Origin of the sequence: Bacillus sp. FSL K6-3458, assembly GCF_038005045.1 — a bacterium.
GTDB lineage: Bacteria > Bacillota > Bacilli > Bacillales > Bacillaceae > Bacillus > Bacillus altitudinis.
In genome coordinates this window covers 1245592-1268249 of record NZ_JBBOSI010000001.1, presented here as the reverse complement: position 1 = coordinate 1268249, position 22658 = coordinate 1245592, and the positions used below count along the sequence as shown (strand labels likewise).

At 40.7% G+C, this 22658-nt stretch carries 23 protein-coding genes, 1 riboswitch and 1 other annotated feature; of the genes, 6 read left to right on the top strand and 17 right to left on the bottom strand.

All coding sequences use genetic code 11. From position 1 onward, the window contains the following. Positions 1–125: 125 nt before the first annotated feature. Positions 126–2540 carry a leucine--tRNA ligase gene (gene leuS / locus MHH23_RS06660; RefSeq protein ID WP_058337255.1) on the bottom strand — a complete coding sequence of 805 codons (2415 nt, stop codon included), beginning with the start codon at positions 2538–2540 and terminating at the stop codon, positions 126–128. A gap of 97 nt (positions 2541–2637) precedes the next feature. After that, positions 2638–2859, bottom strand: a binding site (T-box leader). Between the two features lie 102 nt (positions 2860–2961). Next, on the bottom strand, positions 2962–3291 hold the full coding sequence (locus tag MHH23_RS06655; protein ID WP_008343006.1) for a DUF4257 domain-containing protein: 330 nt from the start codon (positions 3289–3291) through the stop codon (positions 2962–2964). Positions 3292–3717: 426 nt separating this feature from the next. Here MHH23_RS06655 and MHH23_RS06650 point away from each other — a divergent pair, with 426 nt between their 5' ends. Continuing rightward, positions 3718–4521 (top strand): PAS domain-containing protein, encoded by an 804-nt coding sequence (locus MHH23_RS06650; protein WP_268430988.1) that lies wholly within the window; start codon positions 3718–3720, stop codon positions 4519–4521. An 84-nt stretch (positions 4522–4605) separates the two neighbouring features. Further along, positions 4606–5304 carry a sunset domain-containing protein gene (locus tag MHH23_RS06645; protein ID WP_340959115.1) on the top strand — a complete coding sequence of 233 codons (699 nt, stop codon included), beginning with the start codon at positions 4606–4608 and terminating at the stop codon, positions 5302–5304. A gap of 60 nt (positions 5305–5364) precedes the next feature. Here MHH23_RS06645 and MHH23_RS06640 read toward each other — a convergent pair whose 3' ends face one another. From MHH23_RS06640 to MHH23_RS06605, 8 genes are all read right to left on the bottom strand, one after another. Beyond that, positions 5365–6675, bottom strand: coding sequence for an ABC transporter permease (locus MHH23_RS06640; RefSeq protein ID WP_144667078.1), 1311 nt, complete (start codon positions 6673–6675; stop codon positions 5365–5367). Beyond that, positions 6665–7363, bottom strand: coding sequence for an ABC transporter ATP-binding protein (locus tag MHH23_RS06635; protein ID WP_017367892.1), 699 nt, complete (start codon positions 7361–7363; stop codon positions 6665–6667). The genes MHH23_RS06640 and MHH23_RS06635 overlap by 11 nt, the downstream gene beginning before the upstream one ends. A gap of 21 nt (positions 7364–7384) precedes the next feature. Next, positions 7385–8368, bottom strand: a complete 984-nt coding sequence (locus MHH23_RS06630) for an ABC transporter ATP-binding protein (RefSeq protein ID WP_326377516.1) — start codon at positions 8366–8368, stop codon at positions 7385–7387. Further along, a complete protein-coding gene (locus MHH23_RS06625) occupies positions 8362–9240 on the bottom strand; it encodes an ATP-binding cassette domain-containing protein (protein WP_007501894.1) in 879 nt (292 codons plus the stop codon). The genes MHH23_RS06630 and MHH23_RS06625 overlap by 7 nt, the downstream gene beginning before the upstream one ends. Further along, positions 9233–9625: a GntR family transcriptional regulator gene (locus MHH23_RS06620; protein ID WP_024719312.1), complete on the bottom strand. Its 393-nt coding sequence runs from the start codon at positions 9623–9625 to the stop codon at positions 9233–9235. The genes MHH23_RS06625 and MHH23_RS06620 overlap by 8 nt, the downstream gene beginning before the upstream one ends. 17 nt (positions 9626–9642) lie before the next feature. Next, a complete protein-coding gene (locus MHH23_RS06615; RefSeq protein ID WP_008342991.1) occupies positions 9643–9822 on the bottom strand; it encodes a hypothetical protein in 180 nt (59 codons plus the stop codon). Between the two features lie 265 nt (positions 9823–10087). Further along, a complete protein-coding gene (locus MHH23_RS06610) occupies positions 10088–10420 on the bottom strand; it encodes a hypothetical protein (RefSeq protein WP_024719313.1) in 333 nt (110 codons plus the stop codon). Between the two features lie 137 nt (positions 10421–10557). Further along, positions 10558–10833 (bottom strand): YtzC family protein, encoded by a 276-nt coding sequence (locus MHH23_RS06605; RefSeq protein ID WP_340959112.1) that lies wholly within the window; start codon positions 10831–10833, stop codon positions 10558–10560. A gap of 152 nt (positions 10834–10985) precedes the next feature. On the opposite strand from MHH23_RS06605, the gene MHH23_RS06600 reads away from it, so the two are divergent. Both MHH23_RS06600 and MHH23_RS06595 read left to right on the top strand, forming a co-directional pair. Beyond that, positions 10986–11951: a TIGR01212 family radical SAM protein gene (locus MHH23_RS06600; RefSeq protein ID WP_017358356.1), complete on the top strand. Its 966-nt coding sequence runs from the start codon at positions 10986–10988 to the stop codon at positions 11949–11951. Continuing rightward, positions 11948–12526 carry a tRNA (mnm(5)s(2)U34)-methyltransferase gene (locus MHH23_RS06595; RefSeq protein ID WP_017367896.1) on the top strand — a complete coding sequence of 193 codons (579 nt, stop codon included), beginning with the start codon at positions 11948–11950 and terminating at the stop codon, positions 12524–12526. The genes MHH23_RS06600 and MHH23_RS06595 overlap by 4 nt, the downstream gene beginning before the upstream one ends. A gap of 19 nt (positions 12527–12545) precedes the next feature. Here the strand turns inward: MHH23_RS06595 and MHH23_RS06590 are convergent, their stop codons facing one another. The 3 genes from MHH23_RS06590 to MHH23_RS06580 form a co-directional block, all read right to left on the bottom strand. Continuing rightward, complete coding sequence (locus tag MHH23_RS06590) at positions 12546–13322, bottom strand: sporulation protein (RefSeq protein ID WP_008342983.1); 777 nt, start codon at positions 13320–13322, stop codon at positions 12546–12548. 231 nt (positions 13323–13553) lie between these two features. Continuing rightward, positions 13554–14633 (bottom strand): tetraprenyl-beta-curcumene synthase family protein, encoded by a 1080-nt coding sequence (locus MHH23_RS06585; RefSeq protein WP_017358359.1) that lies wholly within the window; start codon positions 14631–14633, stop codon positions 13554–13556. Between the two features lie 29 nt (positions 14634–14662). Beyond that, positions 14663–15442: an alpha/beta hydrolase gene (locus MHH23_RS06580; RefSeq protein WP_019743683.1), complete on the bottom strand. Its 780-nt coding sequence runs from the start codon at positions 15440–15442 to the stop codon at positions 14663–14665. 45 nt (positions 15443–15487) lie between these two features. Between MHH23_RS06580 and MHH23_RS06575 the strand changes: the two genes are divergently transcribed. Further along, positions 15488–16003 carry a gamma carbonic anhydrase gene (locus MHH23_RS06575; RefSeq protein WP_008342977.1) on the top strand — a complete coding sequence of 172 codons (516 nt, stop codon included), beginning with the start codon at positions 15488–15490 and terminating at the stop codon, positions 16001–16003. 141 nt (positions 16004–16144) lie between these two features. Here MHH23_RS06575 and asnB read toward each other — a convergent pair whose 3' ends face one another. Both asnB and metK read right to left on the bottom strand, forming a co-directional pair. Beyond that, a complete protein-coding gene (gene asnB / locus MHH23_RS06570; protein ID WP_047945244.1) occupies positions 16145–18043 on the bottom strand; it encodes an asparagine synthase (glutamine-hydrolyzing) in 1899 nt (632 codons plus the stop codon). A 148-nt stretch (positions 18044–18191) separates the two neighbouring features. Beyond that, on the bottom strand, positions 18192–19394 hold the full coding sequence (metK, locus tag MHH23_RS06565; RefSeq protein ID WP_008342973.1) for a methionine adenosyltransferase: 1203 nt from the start codon (positions 19392–19394) through the stop codon (positions 18192–18194). Positions 19395–19589: 195 nt separating this feature from the next. After that, a riboswitch (SAM riboswitch) is annotated at positions 19590–19724 on the bottom strand. 226 nt (positions 19725–19950) lie between these two features. Here metK and pckA point away from each other — a divergent pair. Next, positions 19951–21537, top strand: a complete 1587-nt coding sequence (pckA, locus tag MHH23_RS06560; protein WP_073415740.1) for a phosphoenolpyruvate carboxykinase (ATP) — start codon at positions 19951–19953, stop codon at positions 21535–21537. A gap of 40 nt (positions 21538–21577) precedes the next feature. Here the strand turns inward: pckA and MHH23_RS06555 are convergent, their stop codons facing one another. Both MHH23_RS06555 and MHH23_RS06550 read right to left on the bottom strand, forming a co-directional pair. Beyond that, the gene (locus MHH23_RS06555) at positions 21578–21820 is read right to left on the bottom strand and encodes a DUF2584 domain-containing protein (RefSeq protein WP_017358362.1); all 243 of its coding nucleotides are present in this window, start codon (positions 21818–21820) and stop codon (positions 21578–21580) included. A 39-nt stretch (positions 21821–21859) separates the two neighbouring features. Continuing rightward, the gene (locus tag MHH23_RS06550) at positions 21860–22654 is read right to left on the bottom strand and encodes an alpha/beta hydrolase family protein (RefSeq protein WP_017367901.1); all 795 of its coding nucleotides are present in this window, start codon (positions 22652–22654) and stop codon (positions 21860–21862) included. Positions 22655–22658 lie beyond the last annotated feature (4 nt).

Here is a 22658-nt window from a genome sequence, read left to right as displayed (position 1 = left end):
TCACTCCTCATTTTCTTGATCAACTTGTTAAATACGAGATTGATGGAGGAATTACCTTGTTTTCGACAAAATTATGTCCCGGGAAATAAACAACACCCATCGGCTGATAACGATGGGTGCGTTCATTAGTTCGCGACAATATTGACAAGTTTTCCAGGAACCGCAATCACTTTACGGATTGTTTTCCCTTCAAGCTGTTCTTTTATCCGTGCATCATTTTTCGCAAGCTCTTCTAGCTGCTCTTTTGTGGCATCAGCAGGAACCGTTAATTTTGCTTTCACTTTTCCATTTAGCTGTACGACAATTTCCACTTCATCATCGACAAGTTTTGACTCATCATATTGAGGCCATGCTTCATAAGAAATAGACCCTTCATGACCAAGTTTATTCCAAAGCTCTTCCGCTACATGCGGTGCAATCGGAGAAAGAAGTTTCACAAATCCTTCTGCATATTCTTTCGGCAGTGTGTCAGCCTTGTATGCATCGTTGATGAACACCATTAATTGTGAAATCCCAGTATTGAAACGTAAGCCTTCATAATGATCCGTTACCTTCATGACGGTTTCATGGTAGCTGCGCTCTAATGCGCCGCCAGATTGCTCTGTCACTTTATCACTGATGGAGCCATCTTCATTTGTAAACAGACGCCATACACGATCTAGGAAACGACGAGCACCATCAAGACCTGTTTCAGACCAAGCAATCGACGCATCTAAAGGTCCCATGAACATTTCGTACAGTCTTAATGTATCTGCACCATGAGATTCTACGATATCATCTGGGTTGACAACATTCCCTTTTGATTTACTCATTTTTTCATTATTTTCACCAAGAATCATTCCTTGGTTGAACAATTTCATGAACGGTTCTTTTGTTGGAACAACACCAATATCATACAAGAATTTATGCCAGAATCGTGCATATAGCAGATGAAGCACAGCATGTTCTGCTCCACCAATATACACATCAACCGGAAGCCATTTCTTTAGCTTTTCAGGAGATGCAAGTTCTTCTGTGTTATGTGGATCAATATAACGTAAGAAGTACCAGCAGCTACCTGCCCATTGTGGCATCGTATTGGTTTCACGGCGTCCTTTTTTACCTGTCACTGGATCGACAACCTCTACCCAATCTTTAATATTCGCTAAAGGTGATTCACCTGTTCCGCTTGGCTTAATCTCAGTCGTCTTAGGCAAAATCAGTGGAAGCTCTTCCTCTGAAACAGCTGAAGATGTTCCGTCCTCCCAATGAATAATTGGAATTGGCTCTCCCCAGTAACGCTGACGGCTGAACAGCCAGTCTCTTAAACGATAAGTGACTTTCTTTTCACCTTTTTGATGTTCTTCCAGCCATGCAATCGCTTTTTCAATTGCTTCTTCTTTCCCTAAGCCGTTTAAGAAATCAGAGTTGATGTGCTTTCCATCACCTGTGTAGGCTTCTTTGTCAATGTCTCCACCTTCGACAACCTCTTTGATTGGAAGATCGAATGTTTTGGCGAATTCATAATCACGCTCATCATGAGCAGGAACTGCCATGATCGCTCCAGTGCCATATGTGGCTAACACATAATCTGCAATCCAGATCGGCATCTTTTCCCCATTCAATGGATTGATGGCATAAGCACCTGTGAAAATGCCCGTTTTCGTTTTAGCAAGATCTGTTCGCTCTAAGTCACTCTTAGACTGAATTTCTTTGATATATGCTTCAACTGCTTCTTTTTGAGCAGCTGTTGTAATTTTTTCAACTAGTGCATGCTCTGGTGCAAGAACGGCATATGTTGCACCAAATAGTGTATCAGGACGTGTTGTAAACACAGTAAACTGTTCGTCATGTCCTTCTACTTCGAAGTGAACATGTGCACCTTCAGAACGTCCAATCCAGTTGCGCTGCATGTCTTTGATGCTTTCAGGCCAATCAATGTCTTCTAAATCTTCTAACAGCCTGTCCGCATATGCTGTAATTTTTAGCATCCATTGCTTCATTGGACGTCTTTCAACAGGATGCCCTCCGCGCTCACTTTTCCCATCAATGACTTCTTCATTTGCAAGGACTGTACCGAGTGCTGGGCACCAGTTTACAGGTACTTCATCAATATACGCCAATCCTTTTTCGTACAATTTCAAGAAAATCCACTGGGTCCATTTATAATAATTCGGATCTGTCGTGTTAATTTCTCGATCCCAATCATACGAGAAGCCCAATGATTGAATTTGGCGGCGGAAATTATTAATGTTCTCTTCTGTAAATTCAGCTGGATCATTTCCTGTATCCAGCGCATATTGTTCCGCTGGAAGACCAAATGCGTCCCATCCCATTGGATGAAGAACATCGTAGCCCTGCATACGTTTCATACGTGATAAAATATCCGTTGCTGTGTATCCTTCAGGATGCCCTACATGAAGCCCTGCTCCTGATGGATAAGGAAACATATCTAGCGCATAAAACTTTGGTTTATCTTCCGAGTCAGATGTGGCGAATGTTTTATGTGTCAGCCAATAATCCTGCCACTTTTTTTCAATTTCCCGATGCTGAAAACTCAATGTGAAAACCTCCTTTAATATGTACGGCTTTATCTGCTCAGATGACCACTGCAAGAATTCAGATTTTTCTAAAATCAACAAAAAACCCTCATCCCTGGAAAGGGACGAGAGATTTTTTGGTTCCCGCGGTACCACCCTTGTTAGCGTCATGAACTGTTCATACGCTCACTTAATATCTTTAACGCAGACATGCGACAGAAGCTTTAACGCAACTGCAACTCTGAGGCGAGTTCAGAAGCAGATTTGATTGACTTTCACCAGCCGTCAATTCTCTAAAGACAAATACTGCTTTCCTACTACTCCTCTTCACTGTTCTTATCGTAACCGTCATCTAAGTAGTATTTTATAGAATTATGATCATAAGTGCAAGCAGGTTTGTATACAATGGGAATGTACCCTAGACTAGGGTAAAGTGAGGATATTATTCGTGTGGAGATCGGTTATGACGGTTGGAGCCTGCATCCTGTGAACGTTCTTCTCTCACAAAATCGAAGCTTCGCAGAACTGCTTCTCCTCCGTAACCTGAAATAATGGATAAGATGATCAAGTGCAGACTAGATTCGGGATTTGAGGATAAGACAAGCAGTGTAGCAGCAATCATCCCAACGAGCCAATCTTCAATAAACCCTAGATAAATAAACTTCTTTGTCATTCTGGGCTTCTCTAGCCTGCCTTTTTTCTTTACGTGACCGAGAATGCCCATGACCCCTCCAATGGCGCAAGCAATAATGACTTGTTGCAGCATTTTCATCACCTTCCTAAAGCCCTTAGAATAGTAAAGCGACTTCAGGCTGTCCAGCCCCCTGTAATGCCATTCTGCTGTTCCGTCATAATCCATGTAAAAGGTCTATTCTCTCTAACGAAGAAAAAAAGCTTGTTTCTTCCATTATATGTGAATGACCCAAAAACAATCTTGATGCATTGGAATCATTTTCACCTAATCCATATTAACTATTTTTGTCATTTTATGAATTATCCTCAAATGATCCCTTCTTTTTCTAATGAAAAGTCTCCTTACTTACTCTATTCTAATGGAGGACAAACTATGATGACAAATTTAACAAAGCGATTGCAATCATTGAAACAGAACATATGTTATGTTACGTTTAAAAAGAATTCATTTGGTTTTAAAAAAAACCATCTTAAATGTCTGATAGTAGCAACAAAGGAGGGTAATATGGTCAGCTCGAACATCTTCGGCTTGCAAAAACAGCTTGAACTCATAAAAAAAGCGCTGGATCATGCGCGGATTGGTGTTGTCATTACAGACCCTTCTTTAGAGGATAACCCTATCGTTTATGTAAATCATGGCTTTACACAAATGACTGGATATAAACCAGATGAGATTCTTGGACGTAATTGTCGATTCCTCCAAGGAAAAGACACAAATCAAGATCAACTTGCCTTAATACGTCACGGAATTCAAAACAAAACACCTATTACCACACAGCTCAAAAATTATAAAAAAGACGGTACTTTTTTTTGGAATGAACTCAATATAGATCCTCTATACATTGAACAAGATGACAAAACATTTTTTATTGGCTTTCAAAAGGACATTACAAAGCAGAAAGAATATGAACAACTCCTAGAAGATTCCTTACAGGAAGTCACCTCTCTGTCGACGCCAATTGTCCCAATCAAAAATGGTGTTTCCGCTCTTCCACTCATCGGAAAATTATCAGAAGAACGCTTTGATGCCATCGTCGCGAAGTTAACTTGTATATTAGAAGATTCAAAGGATGATTATTTAATTGTCGATCTTTCTGGTTTAATCGATGTCGATGATTCCGTTGCAGCGCGAATTTTCAAACTGCATCACCTGCTGAACTTAACTGGAACTGAACTCATCATCACTGGGATCAAACCACAGCTTGCGATGAAAATGAAAGACTTAGATACAGACTTCCAGAATACGATCACTTATTTAACAGTAAAAGAAGCAATCAAAGGATTGCCATTAGCTGAAAACCCTGTTTAAACAGGGTTTTTTTAATTGAACCGCTCCCCAAAATGGAAAAATGAGGTATGATAGGTATAAATAGCGATATAGGGGGGCTGCCAGATGATGATGTTACTCATCATAGGTCTTTTATGTATTTGTTTCGCCATAGGATATGCCGTCAATTTCTTATTACTTAAACACCAAAATCAACAAATCTTTTCAAAAAAACTCTTCTATTCTTTTTTGACCATTGGTCTTGTTTTTTCTATTATGTCATTACCGTTTGCCGGCACAGATGCTCCGAAAGCACAAGCAGATCCATCTTCTGAACAGCTGCTGAAAGAGCAAAAACAATTAGCATCTGACATTTCTCGTCTAAAGGAAGACAAAGAAACGCTGACGGCCTCTTTAGAAGACGTGACCAAAGAAAAAGAAAAGCTATCCAAGAAATTAGAAACCATCACCTCCGAAAAGAAGACAGTCAAACAGCAAGAAAAAACCATCCATGAGCTTGAAGAGAAAATAGACAAGCTCACCTCTACAAACGAAACACTCAAAAAAGAACACCAGAAAGTAAACAAAGACACCACGTCATCGGCCCAGCGATCTGCTCCTAAAGATGATGGGTCGAATACTGGCGGTCATGAGTCACAAAAAGAAACAAAAAAAGAATCTGCCGCCTGTAATATTAAAGGAAGTGTCAACGGCATATATCACACACCGAGCAGCAGATACTACTCACGGACAAAAAACGTGACCAAAATGTTCTGCTCCGTAGAAGAAGCTGAGCGTGCAGGGTACCGGGCACCAAAGCAATAGACATCTTTTGACGATAAAAAAACCTCCTGTCAGCCCAATATAGGTACAGGAGGTTCTTCTTTAAATTTCTCTTCTTAATGCTGTTAATACATTCGTTTTTGTCGCCTTACGTGCTGGATTGAGTCCAGAAATAATGGCGACTCCTGCACTAATCACTGTTGCTGTGACCACAAGGCTTAGCGGAATATAGGAGAAGGTGATCGAGAATTGATCACTTGATCCCCCTTCAGACATGGAAGACAAAATTGCTGGAATGATTAAATTCACTGCAAAACTAACGATGTACGAGATGATAATCCCGATGATCGATCCAATCACCCCAATATAAGCACTTTCCATGAGGAACATTCGCTTAATAATGGAAGGATTCGCACCGATGGCTTTCATGATCCCAATCTCTTGTGTCCGCTCTGTTACGGCCATTGTCATCGTATTGAAAATGCCGATCGCCGAAATAATGACCGCAATACATCCAACAAAGATGAGTCCAATTTTAAAGACTGTAAAGAACATATCCATTCCTTCAAGCTGATTCGTCACAGAGATGACTTGATAGCCGTCATCTGTCAGCTTATCTGTGAGCGTACCGACATTGTCGAACTTATCAGCATAGACAGACGTCATTTTTTCGACATTTCCTGCATCAGGAGACAGATCGAGCACTTGACTAAATTCTTTTTGATAAGCATTCGGAATAAGAATTTTATGATCCTGCTGCCACTCCAAATTCGGTTTCTTCAATACACCGACGACACGGAAATCAAACGTCTTTTCTTTCACCACTTCATTTTCTTCATTCAGTTTTGGCACCTTGATTTGAATGACTTTGTTTAAAATTTCCTTCGTATAGCCTTTTGGCTCTTCCGGTGTCTCTTCACCATTTGATGTCTGATTCATTTCTTTTTCATAGTCTTTTCGTTCTTTTTCCGTCCAAAGTTGTTCTGCCATTTGATACCCAACTACAATTTCATTCGCCGATGTTGGGACTTTTCCACGGTCTAGTTCAAGGCCTGCCTCTTTTTCTTCTTTCATATCTGTCAGTACAGCCTGCGTATCACTTGAGCGATTATCGAGCTCGACGTGAACCGATGGAATGATTGACGTTCTTGCAACGACAGATTTCGCATGATCATATTTCTTTAAATCGTCAACCTTGACGTCACCTTTTTCTTTGCCTAACACTTTAATTTCTGTGATAATTTGTTGTTTCATGATTTCATCTTGAGCCGATTTTTGCAGACCAAAACCAACTGACGCTAGAACGATTAAGAAAGAGCATGCCATTGTCGTTGCAAGTATGGTCATAAACACACGCAATCTATTTTTCTTCATATTTCTTCTGATGAATTTGACCTGATCTCTAAATTTCAATGGACTGATCCCCTTTCTTTAATACACCATCATGAAGCTGGAACGTTGTGTCTGCGATTGAAGCGACTTCATCGTCATGTGTAATGATGACAAATGTAATTCCTTTTTCACGATTGAGCTGCTGGATAAAGGCTAGAATTTCGCCTTCAGTTTCTGAATCCAGACTGCCTGTTGGTTCATCTGCTAAAATAATAGACGGATTAAGGATCAAGGCTCTTGCAATACTCACACGCTGCTGCTGTCCACCTGATAGTTCATTAGGATAATGTCCTGCGTGATGTTCAAGACCAACTCGTTTCAGCATTTCCTTTACTTTCACTTTTCGCTCAGACGGCTTCACACCTTTTAAAGTGAGCGGAAGTTCAACGTTCTCATATGTTGTTAAACTCCCGATCAATTGAAAGCTTTGAAAGATAAAGCCAAAATGATCTAACCGAAAGTCTGCCCATTCTTTCTCATTAAAGCCGGTCACATTGGTGCCATCAACGATAATTTGTCCGCTTGTTGGCGTAATATACCCCGATATTAAATTCAGTAAAGTTGATTTCCCCGAACCGCTTCGTCCGACGATACATGCAATTTCGCCTCTTTTAATAGACAAGTCAATGTCTTTGAGCACAGGAATCTCGTTCTCCCTGCCCTTTTTCCCAATTTTAAACACATGATCTAACGATTGAATTTGAATCATCTCTACTCCCCTGCTCTCTGTTTATCTTTTTCGATAGATTAAGAAATAACTCGTCAGTGCGCCTACAGCTCCACCGATGCACATACCAACAAAATATCCAATTAATGAATCTGAGGAGAAACCAACCCAGCCAAACCCTAAGACGCCAAACACGATCACCATAATTTGAATTGGGCGATCCATTATTGAATAAAGGAAGAATCGGCCATTTCGTTCAATTGGATGTTTAATAAAGCTAAACAAGCCAATAAGGTAAAATAGCAACATCATGACAATTGGAACGATGTATTCTTCACCATTGAACCAAAGCGGATATTCCTGATAAAAACTGTTAGCTGTAATATAAGTAATGGGGGAAATGGGCGTGATCAAAAAATTAAAGATTTTATCCAGCCACATCCCGCTTGTTTTAAAGATAAAATCTAAATGAAGGATTGGTAAACCAATCACTAAGTAAGGTAAAATAGCTGTACTAAATCCAACGATTGCTTGAGAAATAGCACTCCCTGTTAAAGCACCTGCTGCAAAAAACAAACTATAGATCATCAAGGCTGACAACAACGCAGAGAAATAATGACTGTTGAATCCAGGTGTCTCTATTGGCCCAAGACCTAATTTTAATAAATAAATGAGAAGGTATGAAACAGCATGAACACTTGCAATAATTCCAGCACCTAAGAAAAACTTTGTGTGAAAGATGGAACTTCTACTAAACGGCAAGGATACGGTAAAGTCCATCTGCCCTTTATTTCTTTCAAATCCTAGCTGAATCACAGCAAAAAATATTCCCATGACCCATGAAAGTGAGAGAAATGCGTCCGTCTTAAAAATATAAGTGAATGTTGTTGTATCCATTAGACAGTCTCGGTTATTCAAACAATCTTGAAAGGTTGAGTACTCCATTAAGAGGGATAATGGCGTCGCAAAGATCGCAACAAGCATCACTAAAATGAATGTCAGCTCAGACTGCTTCCATTCCTTATATAACAATTGCCGCTTTACCATCTGCGTTTCCCTCCAAACTTCGCAATGAATACTTCTTCTAAATTTACAGGCAGTTCATGCCAGACTTTTGGTTCAAGCGATTTCAAATACTCTTTTGCTTCTTCATCTGTTTTGAGTACAAGTGCTGTATAGAACACACCCGCTTGATCTAAGATAGCAACGCCTTTTTTTCTAATACTTAAGTTCATATCCTCTTCAAATGCCATCTGGATTTTAACGTAGTCATTCTTTAATTCGTCTAAATCCATAACACTTGTGAGCTGATTTCCTTCCAAAAACCCGATTCGGTTACACATACGCTCAATATCCTCTAAACGGTGAGATGTAATTAAAATCGTTGTTTGTCGTTCTGCCACCTCGTCAATCATCAGCTGAAGAACGTCATTTCTTGTGACTGCATCAATCCCGTCTGTCGGCTCATCTAACAAAATGACTGCTGGTTTGATGGCAAAACTTAAAATGAGGGACAGCTGCTTCTTTAAACCTGTCGACAATTCCCGGTATTTCACTTTTTCCGGAATCTCATACCGGTTCACCAGCTCATTGGCATATGTCACGTCAAACTTGGGATACAGTTGTTTTAACAGCTTCACAAGCTGTCCATAATTGTACCGGTCAAAGTAGGGATTTACGACTGGCATATACACAATATTTTGCTTCACTAACGGGTGGTCTTTTACGAGTACATCTTTAAAATAAATCTCTCCTTCATCTGGAAGAAGGATTTGCTGAATCAAGCGAAGAAGTGTTGTTTTACCAGAGCCATTCCGGCCAAGCAGACCAAAGATCTCTCCTTCGCCTATCTTGAAGGAAACGTTGCTGAGTACTTCACGTCCATTTAATTTCTTTGATACATTTCTGACCTCAATCAACTTGTTTTCCTCCTTTTAGACTTGAGCTGATCTCCTCCAGCCACTCTTTGAGTTGATGAATATCAATACCGGCATAATGAGCTTCAATAATGAGTTGCCTTAATTGCTCCTTCATCTCTAACACCTTCCCTTCATTCAGCTTTAACTGTGCACCTTCTGTCACATACGTTCCACGGCCTCTTAATGTTTCAATAATTCCTTCCCGTTCAAGCTCTTTATACGCTTTGCTGACGGTGTTTGGATTCGCAATAATAATGGTGGCAAGCTCTCTCACAGAGGGCAGTTTGTCACCTGGTTTCATCACGCCTTTTAAGCACAAAATTTTTAACTGCTCAATGATTTGTTCATATATTGGTGCAGCGCTTCTTGGATCTATTTGAATCATGATGGCTCCCTCTTTTCTCATTCATGCTTTTGCAGTCCTATCGCTTGATCATGTCCTTGCATTAAAGGGACCGAATTTGGAATAAAATCTTTTTGAACTTCAAAACCAATGAAAACGAGAACGAAAAAAAATGTACATGCTAACGCAACAGCCAGCACCATCCACTTTAAATTGATTGGTTTTTTTTCTTTTTTCATGGTTAAACACCTTTCTTCACGTTTAAGTGTCTGTAGTGTATTAGTTGATGTAGTACACTTAATACAATATAGACACTTAATTGAAAAGTCAAGAGACTCTAGAAAAAAATAGGCAGACGAACCAGATAAAATGACGAAGCTACTTAAAAGCTTTCGGAAGCCAGGTTTGCTTCTGGTTTAGGGTGTTCAACACGTTAATAACTTTCATAATCGCCTGAAAAAGTGCATAATAAAAGACCCCGAATATTGAGGTCTCTACAATGTTTTAATTAGATACTATTACTTTGTTTTTGGACTTGCTTTTGAACAGGATTAGCACCCACCATACTAATAAAAATATATAGCCTATAACTGTAAAGATAGTCCAAACTGCACCCTGTCGCAATTGACTAAATAAGTGTTCAAATTCATTCATTCCTTCTACTCTACCAATGCTATTTATCAGGCTAATAATCGGAATTGTAACAGTAAATACAATGGTTAGAATGGACAATCCCCTATGTTTATTTTTCACAACACTGAATATTGCGGTTCCTAATGTTGCTAAGAAAAACAAGTAATATAATGCCCAAAACCAATCAGGAAGAGTCTCCAACATTTCTTCTACCCCCTTGAAGATATTTGCAATTTCTATATATAACATACTTTAACAGAATAAAAACCTATTTATCCAAAAACAACTTTGCGAAAACAGCCAAAAAATAAAAACAGACCCTTAAAAGAAGGATCTGTTCATCATTCGTTCTCGTATGAAATACCTAAAATCATTTGGTTTTGCAGACTTTGAATTTGTACACGCGTTCTGTCTAAACGTTCTCTTTGCTGATCATTGGCGAAATCTTTTAACTTTTCTAATTCATTCACCGCATCCTCAAGCATGAGCTGCGCTTTTGAAAATTCTTCTACGTTATAATGTTCTTGGCGAGAGCTCAAATCAAACTGTTCGCTTGCAAACTCAAGAGTCTCAGTGCTTTTTTGGACAAATTCATCGATTGATTTTCTAGTTGCCATCTAGCCATCCCTCCATTTCATCATTGCTCTCGCCTATTTTGCCCACGTAAAGCTTTTTCACTAAAGAAAATGTTGGACAGATTCAATTGTCCTCTTTCGTGATTTTTGTTAAACTTTAAGGATGCCTATTATTATGCAAGGAGGTTACTGACTTGGATCAGCATAACCCTTTTTTATATTCAAACAGCGAGAAACGTTATCACACATGGAATTATCATTTGCGTGAGCACTTTGGTCATAAAGTATTTAAAGTCGCATTAGACGGCGGCTTTGATTGTCCAAACCGTGATGGTACTGTCGCACATGGAGGCTGCACATTTTGCAGCGCAGCAGGATCTGGTGATTTTGCAGGGAACCGGGCGGATGATCTCATCACTCAATTTAATGAAATCAAGGACCGGATGCATACAAAATGGAAAGATGGAAAATACATGGCGTATTTCCAAGCTTACACAAACACACATGCGCCGCTTCCTGTTTTAAAAGAAAAATACGAAACCGTCATGAATCTGGATGGAGTGGTTGGTTTATCGATTGCCACAAGACCTGATTGTCTGCCAGATGACGTCGTGGAATATTTAGCTGAGTTAAACGAACGGACATATCTATGGGTTGAACTTGGTCTACAAACTGTACATGAGCGGACAGCGATGCTCATCAACCGTGCCCATGATTATGAATGCTACGTAGAAGGTGTAGAAAAACTGCGAAAACATGGCATTCGAGTCTGTTCACATATCATCAACGGTCTTCCTCTTGAAAACCGAGATATGATGATGGAGACAGCAAAAGCTGTCGCTGATTTAGATGTGCAAGGAATTAAAATTCATCTACTTCACCTGTTAAAAGGAACACCGATGGTAAAGCAATATGAGAAAGGCAAACTAGAGTTTCTCAGCCAAGAGGAATATGTCCAGCTTGTCTGTGATCAGCTGGAGATCCTGCCCCCAGAAATGATTATTCATCGTATTACAGGCGATGGTCCCATTGAATTAATGGTAGGTCCAATGTGGAGTGTGAATAAATGGGAAGTGCTCAATGCCATTAATGCTGAGCTTGAAAGACGTAACAGCTACCAAGGTAAACGCTTCGTCAGATTGGAAGAAGCGGCAAAATGATTTTAAAACGGATGCTCCCTTTTAGTAAAGAGCTGTTAGAACGTGCTTGTCAAAAAGGCGATATTGTCATTGATGCAACGATGGGGAATGGCCATGATACACGCTATTTAGCTGACCTTGTCGGGAGAGATGGACAAGTTTTCGCATTCGATGTACAGAAGGAAGCCATTGAGCAAACAAGCAAAAGACTTGGTGAGCACTATCCAAACGTTCACCTGATCCATGACGGACATGAACAACTTGCTGAGCATCTGCCAGCGGATGCTTATGGCCACATATCTGGTGCAGTGTTCAATCTTGGATATTTACCAGGAGGCGATAAAACCGTCACGACTCAGGCCCATACGACCATTGAAGCGATCAAACAGCTCATGGATTGGCTTAAGCCTGGAGGTCTGATCGTTCTTGTGATTTACCACGGGCACCCTGAAGGAAAAAAAGAGAAGGACATCCTTCTTGATTATTGCAAAACACTCCATCACGAAGAAGTACAGGTAATATCTTATCAATACATGAATATTCAAAACGATCCGCCCTTTGTGGTAGCCATTGAAAAAAAACTCAAATCCTCTTAATGGATTTGAGTTTTATTATTTAATAAGCGTATTGGTCAATGATTTCTTCAAGCACTACTTCCAGCTCTTCTGCATCTGCAAGCTCTGATCGAGTAAAGCGGACACGTACAAGCTGTTCTCCGTCATTATACATTTCTTCCAGCCAGCCACGCAGCCCTCTTGCTCTGCGGTCAACTTCAAAAATGAGATCTAGCCCCTCTTCATCAATGAAGAAAATCACCTCTAACTCATCAAGCATTTGACGATAATAATCGGAAGTCGGTATGAACTCAAACTCTTGAACAAAGGGAAGGCGGCGCCTGAAATAAGGTGCTTCTTCGCAGTCTGCTTCATGAAGGTGAAAGCCTAAGTTTCCAACAGCTTCAAGCACACGATTCACCCAAGGGTGTGCGTTTACAAAAATGCGGTCATGATCAAATTTATCAATACCACCTTGAATATCAAGGTCTGTCACAACAGCCACCTCTACTTTACCTACAGTCATTGGAGTATCAAGAGGAAGGTGAAACGAGAATGTAAACTGCTGAGCTTCCGCAGGCTGAATCGTGAATGATTCAGTCACTCGGACAGAATGGATGGTTGTGTGTTTTCGTTGCTCTTCATCATCTTTTACAATGGTGTACCATGTTTTCAACTTTAAATCAATATAGCGAATATCTTGAGGCACTTTTCCGCCCTTCACATGGACTGTTCCCTTTACTTCTTCTCCCGGTTCATACGCATCTTTCTCCAAAATTGTATCCACTTTTGCTGCACCGATTCCTACACTTGCTGCAAACTTTTTAAAAAATGACATATTCGACCTTCCCCTTTTTTAAAATTTCCAACAAACATACGCCATAAGAAGGAGATACGATTCGCTTGATTCATACTTTTCTCCTACTTTTCGTACACTAAGAATAATATCGGCAGCAAATAAGAGGATTGCAATCATAAAAGAACTGTACATGGTCCAAAGCGAAACAGTTCAAAACAAAAAAGCTTGTAGAAAAACATTTTCTACAAGCTGATGAGCTTATTTTATACGTTAAGAAGATTTCATCCAAGGCATTTTCTGATAGGTTCGATAGGCTCTGCCATTGATATAGAAAAAGAACGATGTTTTCCCGCTTGATTTGATCAACCGCTTTGCCAGCTTGTTCATCTCTTTTTGGGCTGTCACTTTTTCATCAGACAAATAGACCGCAAGTAACCCTCTATTGATTAGTTTGTGAAAATTCTCGTGTGGAATGCCTTTCAACTGTTCATCCGCTTTTTCAATAAAATGCTGTAGTCTATCCATCATCTCATGATGAGAGTTGTAGTACGAGCAAAAATTCAAATCGCCTTCCAGCCTGTCCTCTTCTTGGTCGATTAAATAGTCCAGTAAGATGTGCAGACCTTGAATATAAGGGAAATAGCTTTCGTAAATTTGCTTCGCCTGCTTCTCTGTAAAATCAGGCTGCAGTGCATAAGCCACAAGACAGAAAATGCCCAGCGTTGATCCTGCACATGCGGAAAACTCATACCACTCCATCTTCGGTAAATCCTTTTCATACTGGCGGAACCATGACTCTAATCGAGGTTCACGCTCATGAGGAACCACATGCTTATGTACTTGTAAATCACTATAATAATCACACAGCGTATGTAAATAGGGCTGAATGATCGGATAATGTGCTAGACGTGACAGCACATCTTGGCACGTCCTGACTAGCGCATGCAGGTACCCATGATCCTCTTGATCATCACGGAATTGATAATACGGCTTAAGCTCCGCATGAATATCGAGTGCATCTCTCATTGCCTGATGCAGCATATGAAAATCCTTTGGATCAAGTGATGTACTGCGGTCACACAAGTTATCTAAATAATCGCTAATCGTTTGGTACGCCACAATGAATTCAATACACGTTTCCTTCGCTTCACCTGCAAGCAGAGATAAAATTCCCCCGCCTTCACAGTGAAAGGTTTTACTGGATATGCTCGCTAGTGCCTGCGTTCTCAGTTCTTCATTTTCAATCATTTCTGCATGAGCCCGCCACTTTTTTAGCTCCTGATGAACTAGCGGAAAAATATCTTTATACACCTTCGTCATCAGTGCAAAAGGACGTTCTGGTACTGACAAATCAATCCACCCCCAACTTAAGCTCACAATTAAATATATTGATCAGTAAAGGCTCTTGCCGCCTTAAACACATCTTCTCGCTCGGGCTCATTAAAAATTTCATGATAAAGCCCTTCCCATTCACGGTATGATTTATTGGTTGATTCAATGCCATTGAACCATTTCATCACTCTTGTTTTATCTACTATCTTGTCATCGCCTGCCTGCATGAGCAGGAGCGGAATCGACCGAAAGACATTCGTTGGCTGCATCGCCGCATCGATATTTTTCACCAGTTCTCGATACCAGCGAACCGACACCTTCGTCACATAAAGCGAATCATTCGAATCTGCCTCTATCACATCTTGATTCCGTGTGGCAAGTTCGATCGACAGCCCAGATTCGACTTTAAAAGACGGCGCCAGCACATTTAGCCCTTTTGACGCAAAATCCATCAGCTTCTTTGGTTTAAATTGCAGACCTAAACAAGGTGATGATAAAATAAGGCCATCAATCTTCGTATGGGTATACTGCTTGAACCATTCAATCGAAATCAGTCCCCCCATACTATGTCCAAGTAAAAATGTCGGAAGTCTGAACGACTTCGCATGTTCAATCCATTCATCCACTGTATCAATGTATTCTTGAAAAGAACGAATGTGGCCTCTCGCACGTGTCGATGTCCCTTGCCCAGGCAGGTCACCCATGACGACGTGATAGCCTGCATTTCGCCACATTTCGATCAGCCATTTATATCGGCCATGATATTCACTAGCACCATGTACAATGACAATTGTACCAACCGGTCTTTCAGCATGCCAAGTCCACAAAGTAAACACCTCACAAATGTTGTATTAAGAAAGGAAGTCGAAAAAGTGATTTATCCATATCATCAGTTTACACCTGAGATTCATGAATCGGTCTTTGTTGCAGAAAACGCCACCATTACAGGTGATGTCACAATTGGAGAATATTCAAGCGTTTGGTTCCAAACGGTCATTAGAGGCGATGTAGCTCCTGTGAGAATTGGAAAAAACGTCAACATTCAAGACTTATCCTGTCTGCATCAAAGTCCTGGAAAAACACTTCTTATTGAAGATGGTGCTACCATTGGACACCAAGTCACATTACATAGCTCTATCATTCGAAAAAATGCCCTCATTGGCATGGGATCCATCATTCTCGATGGTGCGGAAATTGGCGAAGGAGCCTTTATTGGTGCAGGTAGCCTTGTCCCGCAAGGAAAAGTCATCCCAAAAGGTTCACTCGCTTTTGGCCGTCCAGCCAAAGTCGTTCGCCAGTTAACAGATGAAGATATCCAAGACATGGATCGTATCCGCAGAGAATATGTAGAAAAAGGACAATACTATCGTTCCCTTTTATCGCGTTAACATCATACATGTATCTTCACTTTATCATGTTTTTTTCAGGATATTAAGCAATAACTGTGTACCGCTTGTTATTTTACCCTTTTCCACTACTTTCTATCATGACAAAAAAGGTTTTCAGCACAAAGCTGAAAACCTTTTTCATTAGCTAAAAATAACTTCTTTCGGCTGGTGATTCAACTGCTCTGGATCAATGCTGCGCTCTACATAGATGCTATGCCAGATCATAAAGATCAGGACAGTCCAAATCTTACGGCTATGATCTGCTTTTCCAGCACAATGATCATTTAATAAATCAAGAACATATGCCTTGTTAATGTATTCATCTGTCTGACTGTTTTTAATGATATCTTTCGCCCAAGCGTTCATCTCATTTTTCAGCCAATGACGAATTGGAACAGGGAAACCTAGTTTTTTACGGTTTAACACATGATCCGGTACAATGCCTTCTGCTGCTTTACGCAATAAATATTTCGTTGTACCGTCTTTCGTTTTCAACTCTTCTGGAATTTTAGAAGCTGCTTCAAATACGACCTTATCAAGGAATGGAACACGAAGCTCAAGAGAATTCGCCATTGTCATCTTATCTGCTTTCAGCAGGATATCCCCGCGCATCCACGTATGGATATCAACATATTGCATTTTGTTAATATCGCTGTAGCCTGCACTTTCTTCGAAGTATGTTTTCGTCACGTCACGATACGTGATGTTCGGATCATACTGCTTTAAGAGGTTTTTCTTCACTGGCTCTTCAAAGATTTTCGCATTGCCGATATAACGTTCCTCTAATGGCGTACAGCCGCGAACGATAAAGCTTTTCCCTTTCATTCCTTCTGGCATTAAACGAGCCAGACGAAGAAGAAGCTTTTTCAGCATGGATGGTACAGATTCAAAAGGCTTTAGAGACAGCGGCTCACGGTAAATATTATATCCACCGAATAGCTCGTCTGCTCCCTCACCTGAAAGAACAACTGTGACTTGTTTTTTCGCTTCTTTTGCTACGAAATACAATGGAATCGCCGCTGGATCAGCCAAAGGATCATCTAAATGCCAGACGATCTTTGGAAGCTCATTCATATATTCCTCAGGAGAAATCACAGCACTAAAGTTTTGCAATCCCAGCTTATCAGCTGTTTCTTTTGCTACATCTACCTCACTGAATCCATCCTGCTGGAAACCAACAGAGAATGTCTTCAGTTCAGGGTGAAATTCCTTTGCGACCGACACGATGAAAGAAGAATCGATCCCGCCTGATAGGAATGAACCAACAGGCACATCACTTCTCATGTGGACTTTTACAGAATCATAGATAGCATCACGTACTTCTTCTACTAATTTCTGCTCTTGTGTTTGTTCAGGTTTGAATTGAACTTTCCAGTAAGTCTTAAATGCAATGTCTTGGCCTGGACGCAGTGTAAACTGATGACCTGGCTCAACTTTGTGCACTTTTTGATCAAGTGTATTTGGCTCAGGAACGAACTGAAAAGACATATACTGCTGCAAAGCAGTCTCATCAAATAAAATGTTCTCATTCACAGCCATTAAGCTTTTGCGTTCAGAAGCAAAGTACACTTGGTCATCCAATTGTGTAAAATAGAGCGGTTTAATGCCGAAAGGATCTCTTGCGCCATATAATAACTGCGCTTCTTTATCCCAAATTAAAAATGCAAACATCCCGCGAAGCTTCGATGCCGCTTCTTCTTTATAGTGGCGATATGTGGCAAGAAGGACTTCCGTATCAGAATCTGTGCTGAACGTATAGCCTTTTTTCACAAGCTCTTCTTTCAGCTCCACATAGTTATAAATTTCTCCGTTGAAAATAATCCAATATTTTTCATCTTCATAAGAAAGCGGCTGCTTTCCGTGTTCAACATCTATAATACTTAAACGTCTAAATCCAAATCCTACATGCTCATCATGAAAGTACCCCTCATCATCCGGACCTCGATGAACGATGAGACGATTCATTTGCTTAATTAACTCTTCCTGCTCAGTAGTTTCGGACAATGGACGGTGATTAAATACACCAACAAACCCACACATATTATTGCCTCCACGTTATGTTATTTCTTAAAAGTAGACCTATAATTAGACAGTATTTTGTCCAATTTTGTTTCACATTTTTACGCTTTTTGTAGAATTTTTTTTAATCAAAAGGAAAACCGCTTAAAATAAGCGGTTTTGTATGTTGTTATTCTCCTAATGCTTCCTTGCGAAGCGTGTCGGCTTTATCCGTTTTTTCCCATGGAAGATCCAAGTCATGACGGCCAAAGTGTCCGTATGCAGCGGTTTGTTTATAGATCGGACGACGTAAGTCAAGCATTTTAATAATGCCAGCTGGACGAAGATCAAAGTTTGCACGTACCACTTCAATTAATTTCTCTTCAGAGGCTTTTCCTGTTCCAAATGTATCAATCGAAATGGAGACAGGCTGTGCAACACCAATTGCATAAGCAAGCTGCACTTCACATGAATCTGCAAGACCAGCTGCTACGATGTTTTTCGCTACATAGCGAGCCGCATATGCTGCCGAACGGTCAACCTTCGTTGCATCCTTACCAGAGAAAGCACCGCCACCGTGACGAGCATACCCGCCATAAGTATCAACGATGATTTTACGTCCAGTTAAACCAGCATCCCCTTGAGGTCCACCGATAACAAAGCGGCCTGTTGGGTTGATGAAGTATTTTGTTTCTTCATCGATCAGTTCACTTGGAACGACAGGGCGGATGACATGCTCTTTTAAGTCGCTTTGAATTTGTTCGAGCGTCACTTCTGGTGCATGCTGTGTAGAAATAACCACCGTATCAATACGAACTGGTTTGTTTTGTTCATCATATTCAACTGTTACTTGAGTTTTTCCGTCTGGACGAAGGTATGCAAGTGTTTCATTCTTGCGTACTTCTGTTAAACGGCGAGATAATTTATGTGCAAGAGAAATCGGCAGTGGCATAAGCTCTTCAGTTTCGTTGTTTGCAAAACCAAACATCAAACCTTGGTCACCTGCACCGATCGCATCAATTTCTTCTTCAGTCATTGTTCCTTCACGTGCTTCAAGCGCTTTGTCTACACCTTGCGCAATATCAGCAGACTGTTCATCAATTGATGTAAGAACCGCACATGTTTCCGCATCAAAACCATATTTCGCACGTGTGTAGCCAATTTCCTTAATCGTGTCACGCACCGTCTTTGGAATGTCGACATAAGTAGACGTTGTAATCTCACCGCTTACTAATACGAGACCGGTTGTTACAGAAGTTTCACAGGCAACACGTGCATTTGGATCTTTCTTTAAAATTTCATCCAAAATGCTGTCTGAAATTTGATCACAGATTTTATCTGGATGTCCTTCGGTCACTGATTCTGAAGTAAATAAACGACGATTTTGACTCATAATGGCTATTTCCTCCTGTACAAGACCACATCATCCCAAGATGAGGCCTCCAATATGATACGGAACTCGTTCCCTCTTATATTTCAACATGTTTATATTAGAGATGTTATTGGCAATTTGTTCATATGATATCCCAAAAATAAAAAAACCATTTCCTTCATTGCGAGGAAAGGGTCTGAGATCGCATGCCTTTCACTCTTATCGCTCAAGGTGTTCTTGTACCTTGCATCAGGTTAGCACCTTGGTTTCTCAGCATGTTCATGCCTTTTTCATAAGAAACCGGTTGCTGGGCTTCATCGGGCCTGTCCCTCCACCAACTCGGGATAAGAGTATCCGTTCAATAAGATATCTTATCTTAAACCCTTGCGTCATGTCAATGGTTCATAGGAATTATCTCCCCTTTTTTTCACCTCATCATTAGCATCACCAAAAAGCATATTTTCATAGCAGAAATGAAAAAACACACACAAAAATGTTTAAATAGTATAGACTATTATTATCAATGTGTTATACTAATCAAAACAAACAAATTCAACGGTAAAGGAAGGGTTTTTTTATGAACTCAGTGGATTTAAAAGAAGATTTGCAGTCATTGCTCTCATTAGAAAATACGCACCAAAATTTATCTGTTCCGAAACTTGTTGAAAAGATTTTGGCACGTAATGAAGGCGTTTTAACTTCAACTGGTGCTGTCCGCGCCACAACGGGTGCCTACACTGGACGTTCGCCTAAAGATAAATTCATCGTAAAAGAAGAAAGCTCTGAACATAAAATTGATTGGGGTCAAGTGAATCAACCGATCTCGAAAGAGGCATTTGATCGTTTATATACAAAGGTTGTGTCATACTTAAAAGAACGTGATGAACTATTTGTCTTTGATGGTTTTGCAGGTGCTGACGAAAAATACCGTATGCCAATTACAGTTGTAAATGAATTCGCTTGGCACAATCTCTTTGCAAAGCAGCTATTCATCAGACCTGATGGATCAACACCATCATCAAACGAAAAACCTTTCACCATCTTATCTGCACCTCACTTTAAAGCAGATCCTGAAACAGATGGCACAAACTCTGAAACGTTTATTATCGTTTCTTTTGAAAAACGGACGATTCTGATCGGTGGAACAGAATATGCAGGAGAGATGAAAAAATCCATTTTCTCTGTTATGAACTACCTGCTTCCTGAACAAGATATTTTATCAATGCACTGCTCTGCTAACGTCGGTCAAGAAGGCGATGTTGCTTTATTTTTCGGCCTTTCAGGTACTGGAAAAACGACGCTTTCTGCAAGTGCAAGCCGCAAGCTGATTGGAGACGATGAGCACGGTTGGTCTAACACAGGTGTCTTCAATATTGAAGGCGGATGCTATGCAAAATGTGTGAACTTAAGTGAAGAAAAAGAACCACAAATTTACAAAGCCATCAGCTTCGGATCAGTGCTTGAAAATGTAGTACTTGATGAAGAAACACGTGAAGCAGATTATGATGACACATTCTTTACTGAAAATACACGTGCGGCTTACCCAATCGAAATGATTGATAACATCGTGAAACCAAGTATTGCAGGTCACCCATCTGCCATCGTCTTTTTAACAGCTGATGCATTCGGCGTTTTACCTCCAATCAGCCGTTTAACGAAAGAACAGGCGATGTACCACTTCTTGAGCGGTTACACAAGTAAATTAGCGGGAACTGAGCGTGGTGTGACTTCACCAGAAACAACGTTCTCTACTTGCTTTGGTTCACCATTCTTGCCACTTCCTGCTCATGTCTATGCTGAAATGCTTGGTAAAAAAATTGATGAGCACGGCGCAAAAGTATTCCTTGTGAATACAGGCTGGACTGGCGGCGGCTACGGTACGGGCAAACGAATGAATCTTGCTCATACAAGAGCAATGGTGCAGGCAGCGATCGAAGGCGATCTTGACAACGCTGAAATGATCACTGACGACATCTTCGGATTACACATCCCGCTTCATATTCCAGGAGTGCCAGATGAAGTGCTTCAGCCTGCTAAAACATGGGACGATCAAGAGGCTTACAAAGAAAAAGCAAACTTCCTTGCAAATGAATTTAAAAAGAACTTCAAAAAATTCAGCCATGCAGCAAGTGATATTGAAGCAAAAGGCGGACCACTCGTCTAATCAAAAGGAAAAAGCTGAGGGAATGAATCCCTCAGCTTTTTTAGTTCGTTGAATGCAATGACACAAGACGGTATGTCACCTTCGTGATATTGTCTGTGAGCTCCAGCTTTTCAACATGTGCTGTTCCCGTTTTTTCTCCGTCTTTCGTTTTACGCACCTCAAGCGGAATATTTAATGGATAAATGCGGTACCCTTCCTTCATGAGCTCAAACACATTTTCTTCAATTCTTGTCTCTTTTCCTTTTGTGACAATCATTGTATTAAATTCAACAGGCATTCCCATAATGAAAATCCCCCTACTTTCTATATTTCTTTCTACCGTTTATTTTACCACATTTCCGCCTTTTCGGCTGTGCATCCATGTCGTCAACCGTCTGACAATCTCCCTGTTATGCTGTGGCGGGAAATAATGATGATATCCGTGAAAATACCATGTTTCCACAGACTTGCCATGCTGACGCAGGGCATCTTCTAATAAATACGCATGCTCAATGGATACATTCTCATCCAGCTCCCCATGAATGATTAGGACAGGTGCTTCAATTTGGTGCACATGATTCAAAGGCGTTCTAGCCTCATATGCTTCTGGTACCTTATGCGGAGGACCTCCTATCACACGCTTCATCATTCTTCTCATATCCACACGTTCTTCATAGGTGAGCTTCATATCACTTACGCCTCCCCATGTCACAAAGGAAGCGGCCTCATGCTTCATTTCAACAGCGGTCCATATGCCCATAATTCCGCCGCGGGAAAAACCAAAGATATGAATGCGCTCCTGCTTCACCTTTTGATGATGTTTCAACAGCTGAAATGCAGCAAATGCATCTTTCCGGTCTTCTCCGGCAAAATCCTCGTTCCCTTCGCCTCCTTGATTCCCTCGGTAGAAGGGCGCAAAGACGACAAACCCTTGCGCAGCAAATTGCACAATTCGGCCAGGTCTAACCATTCCCACATTTTTAATGCCGCCCCGTAAATATAAAAAACCGTCATAGAGACCTTCTCCGGCCGGTTCAGCGAGCAGCCCCTTCATCCGAAGTCCATCGGCCTCATATGTCACTGTATATAAGTGAATATGCGGATGTGGCGACGGGAACCTTCTCTTTTCCACAATCACTTGA

Coding starts and splice junctions, on each gene's coding strand:
- MHH23_RS06655 (WP_008343006.1), bottom strand. CDS start 3,291: ATGAAAATGCTGCAACAAGTCATTATTGCTTGCGCCATTGGAGGGGTC.
- MHH23_RS06650 (WP_268430988.1), top strand. CDS start 3,718: ATGGTCAGCTCGAACATCTTCGGCTTGCAAAAACAGCTTGAACTCATA.
- MHH23_RS06645 (WP_340959115.1), top strand. CDS start 4,606: ATGATGATGTTACTCATCATAGGTCTTTTATGTATTTGTTTCGCCATA.
- MHH23_RS06635 (WP_017367892.1), bottom strand. CDS start 7,363: ATGATTCAAATTCAATCGTTAGATCATGTGTTTAAAATTGGGAAAAAG.
- MHH23_RS06630 (WP_326377516.1), bottom strand. CDS start 8,368: ATGGTAAAGCGGCAATTGTTATATAAGGAATGGAAGCAGTCTGAGCTG.
- MHH23_RS06620 (WP_024719312.1), bottom strand. CDS start 9,625: ATGATTCAAATAGATCCAAGAAGCGCTGCACCAATATATGAACAAATC.
- MHH23_RS06615 (WP_008342991.1), bottom strand. CDS start 9,822: ATGAAAAAAGAAAAAAAACCAATCAATTTAAAGTGGATGGTGCTGGCT.
- MHH23_RS06610 (WP_024719313.1), bottom strand. CDS start 10,420: ATGTTGGAGACTCTTCCTGATTGGTTTTGGGCATTATATTACTTGTTT.
- MHH23_RS06605 (WP_340959112.1), bottom strand. CDS start 10,833: ATGGCAACTAGAAAATCAATCGATGAATTTGTCCAAAAAAGCACTGAG.
- MHH23_RS06595 (WP_017367896.1), top strand. CDS start 11,948: ATGATTTTAAAACGGATGCTCCCTTTTAGTAAAGAGCTGTTAGAACGT.
- MHH23_RS06590 (WP_008342983.1), bottom strand. CDS start 13,322: ATGTCATTTTTTAAAAAGTTTGCAGCAAGTGTAGGAATCGGTGCAGCA.
- asnB (WP_047945244.1), bottom strand. CDS start 18,043: ATGTGTGGGTTTGTTGGTGTATTTAATCACCGTCCATTGTCCGAAACT.
- metK (WP_008342973.1), bottom strand. CDS start 19,394: ATGAGTCAAAATCGTCGTTTATTTACTTCAGAATCAGTGACCGAAGGA.
- pckA (WP_073415740.1), top strand. CDS start 19,951: ATGAACTCAGTGGATTTAAAAGAAGATTTGCAGTCATTGCTCTCATTA.
- MHH23_RS06555 (WP_017358362.1), bottom strand. CDS start 21,820: ATGGGAATGCCTGTTGAATTTAATACAATGATTGTCACAAAAGGAAAA.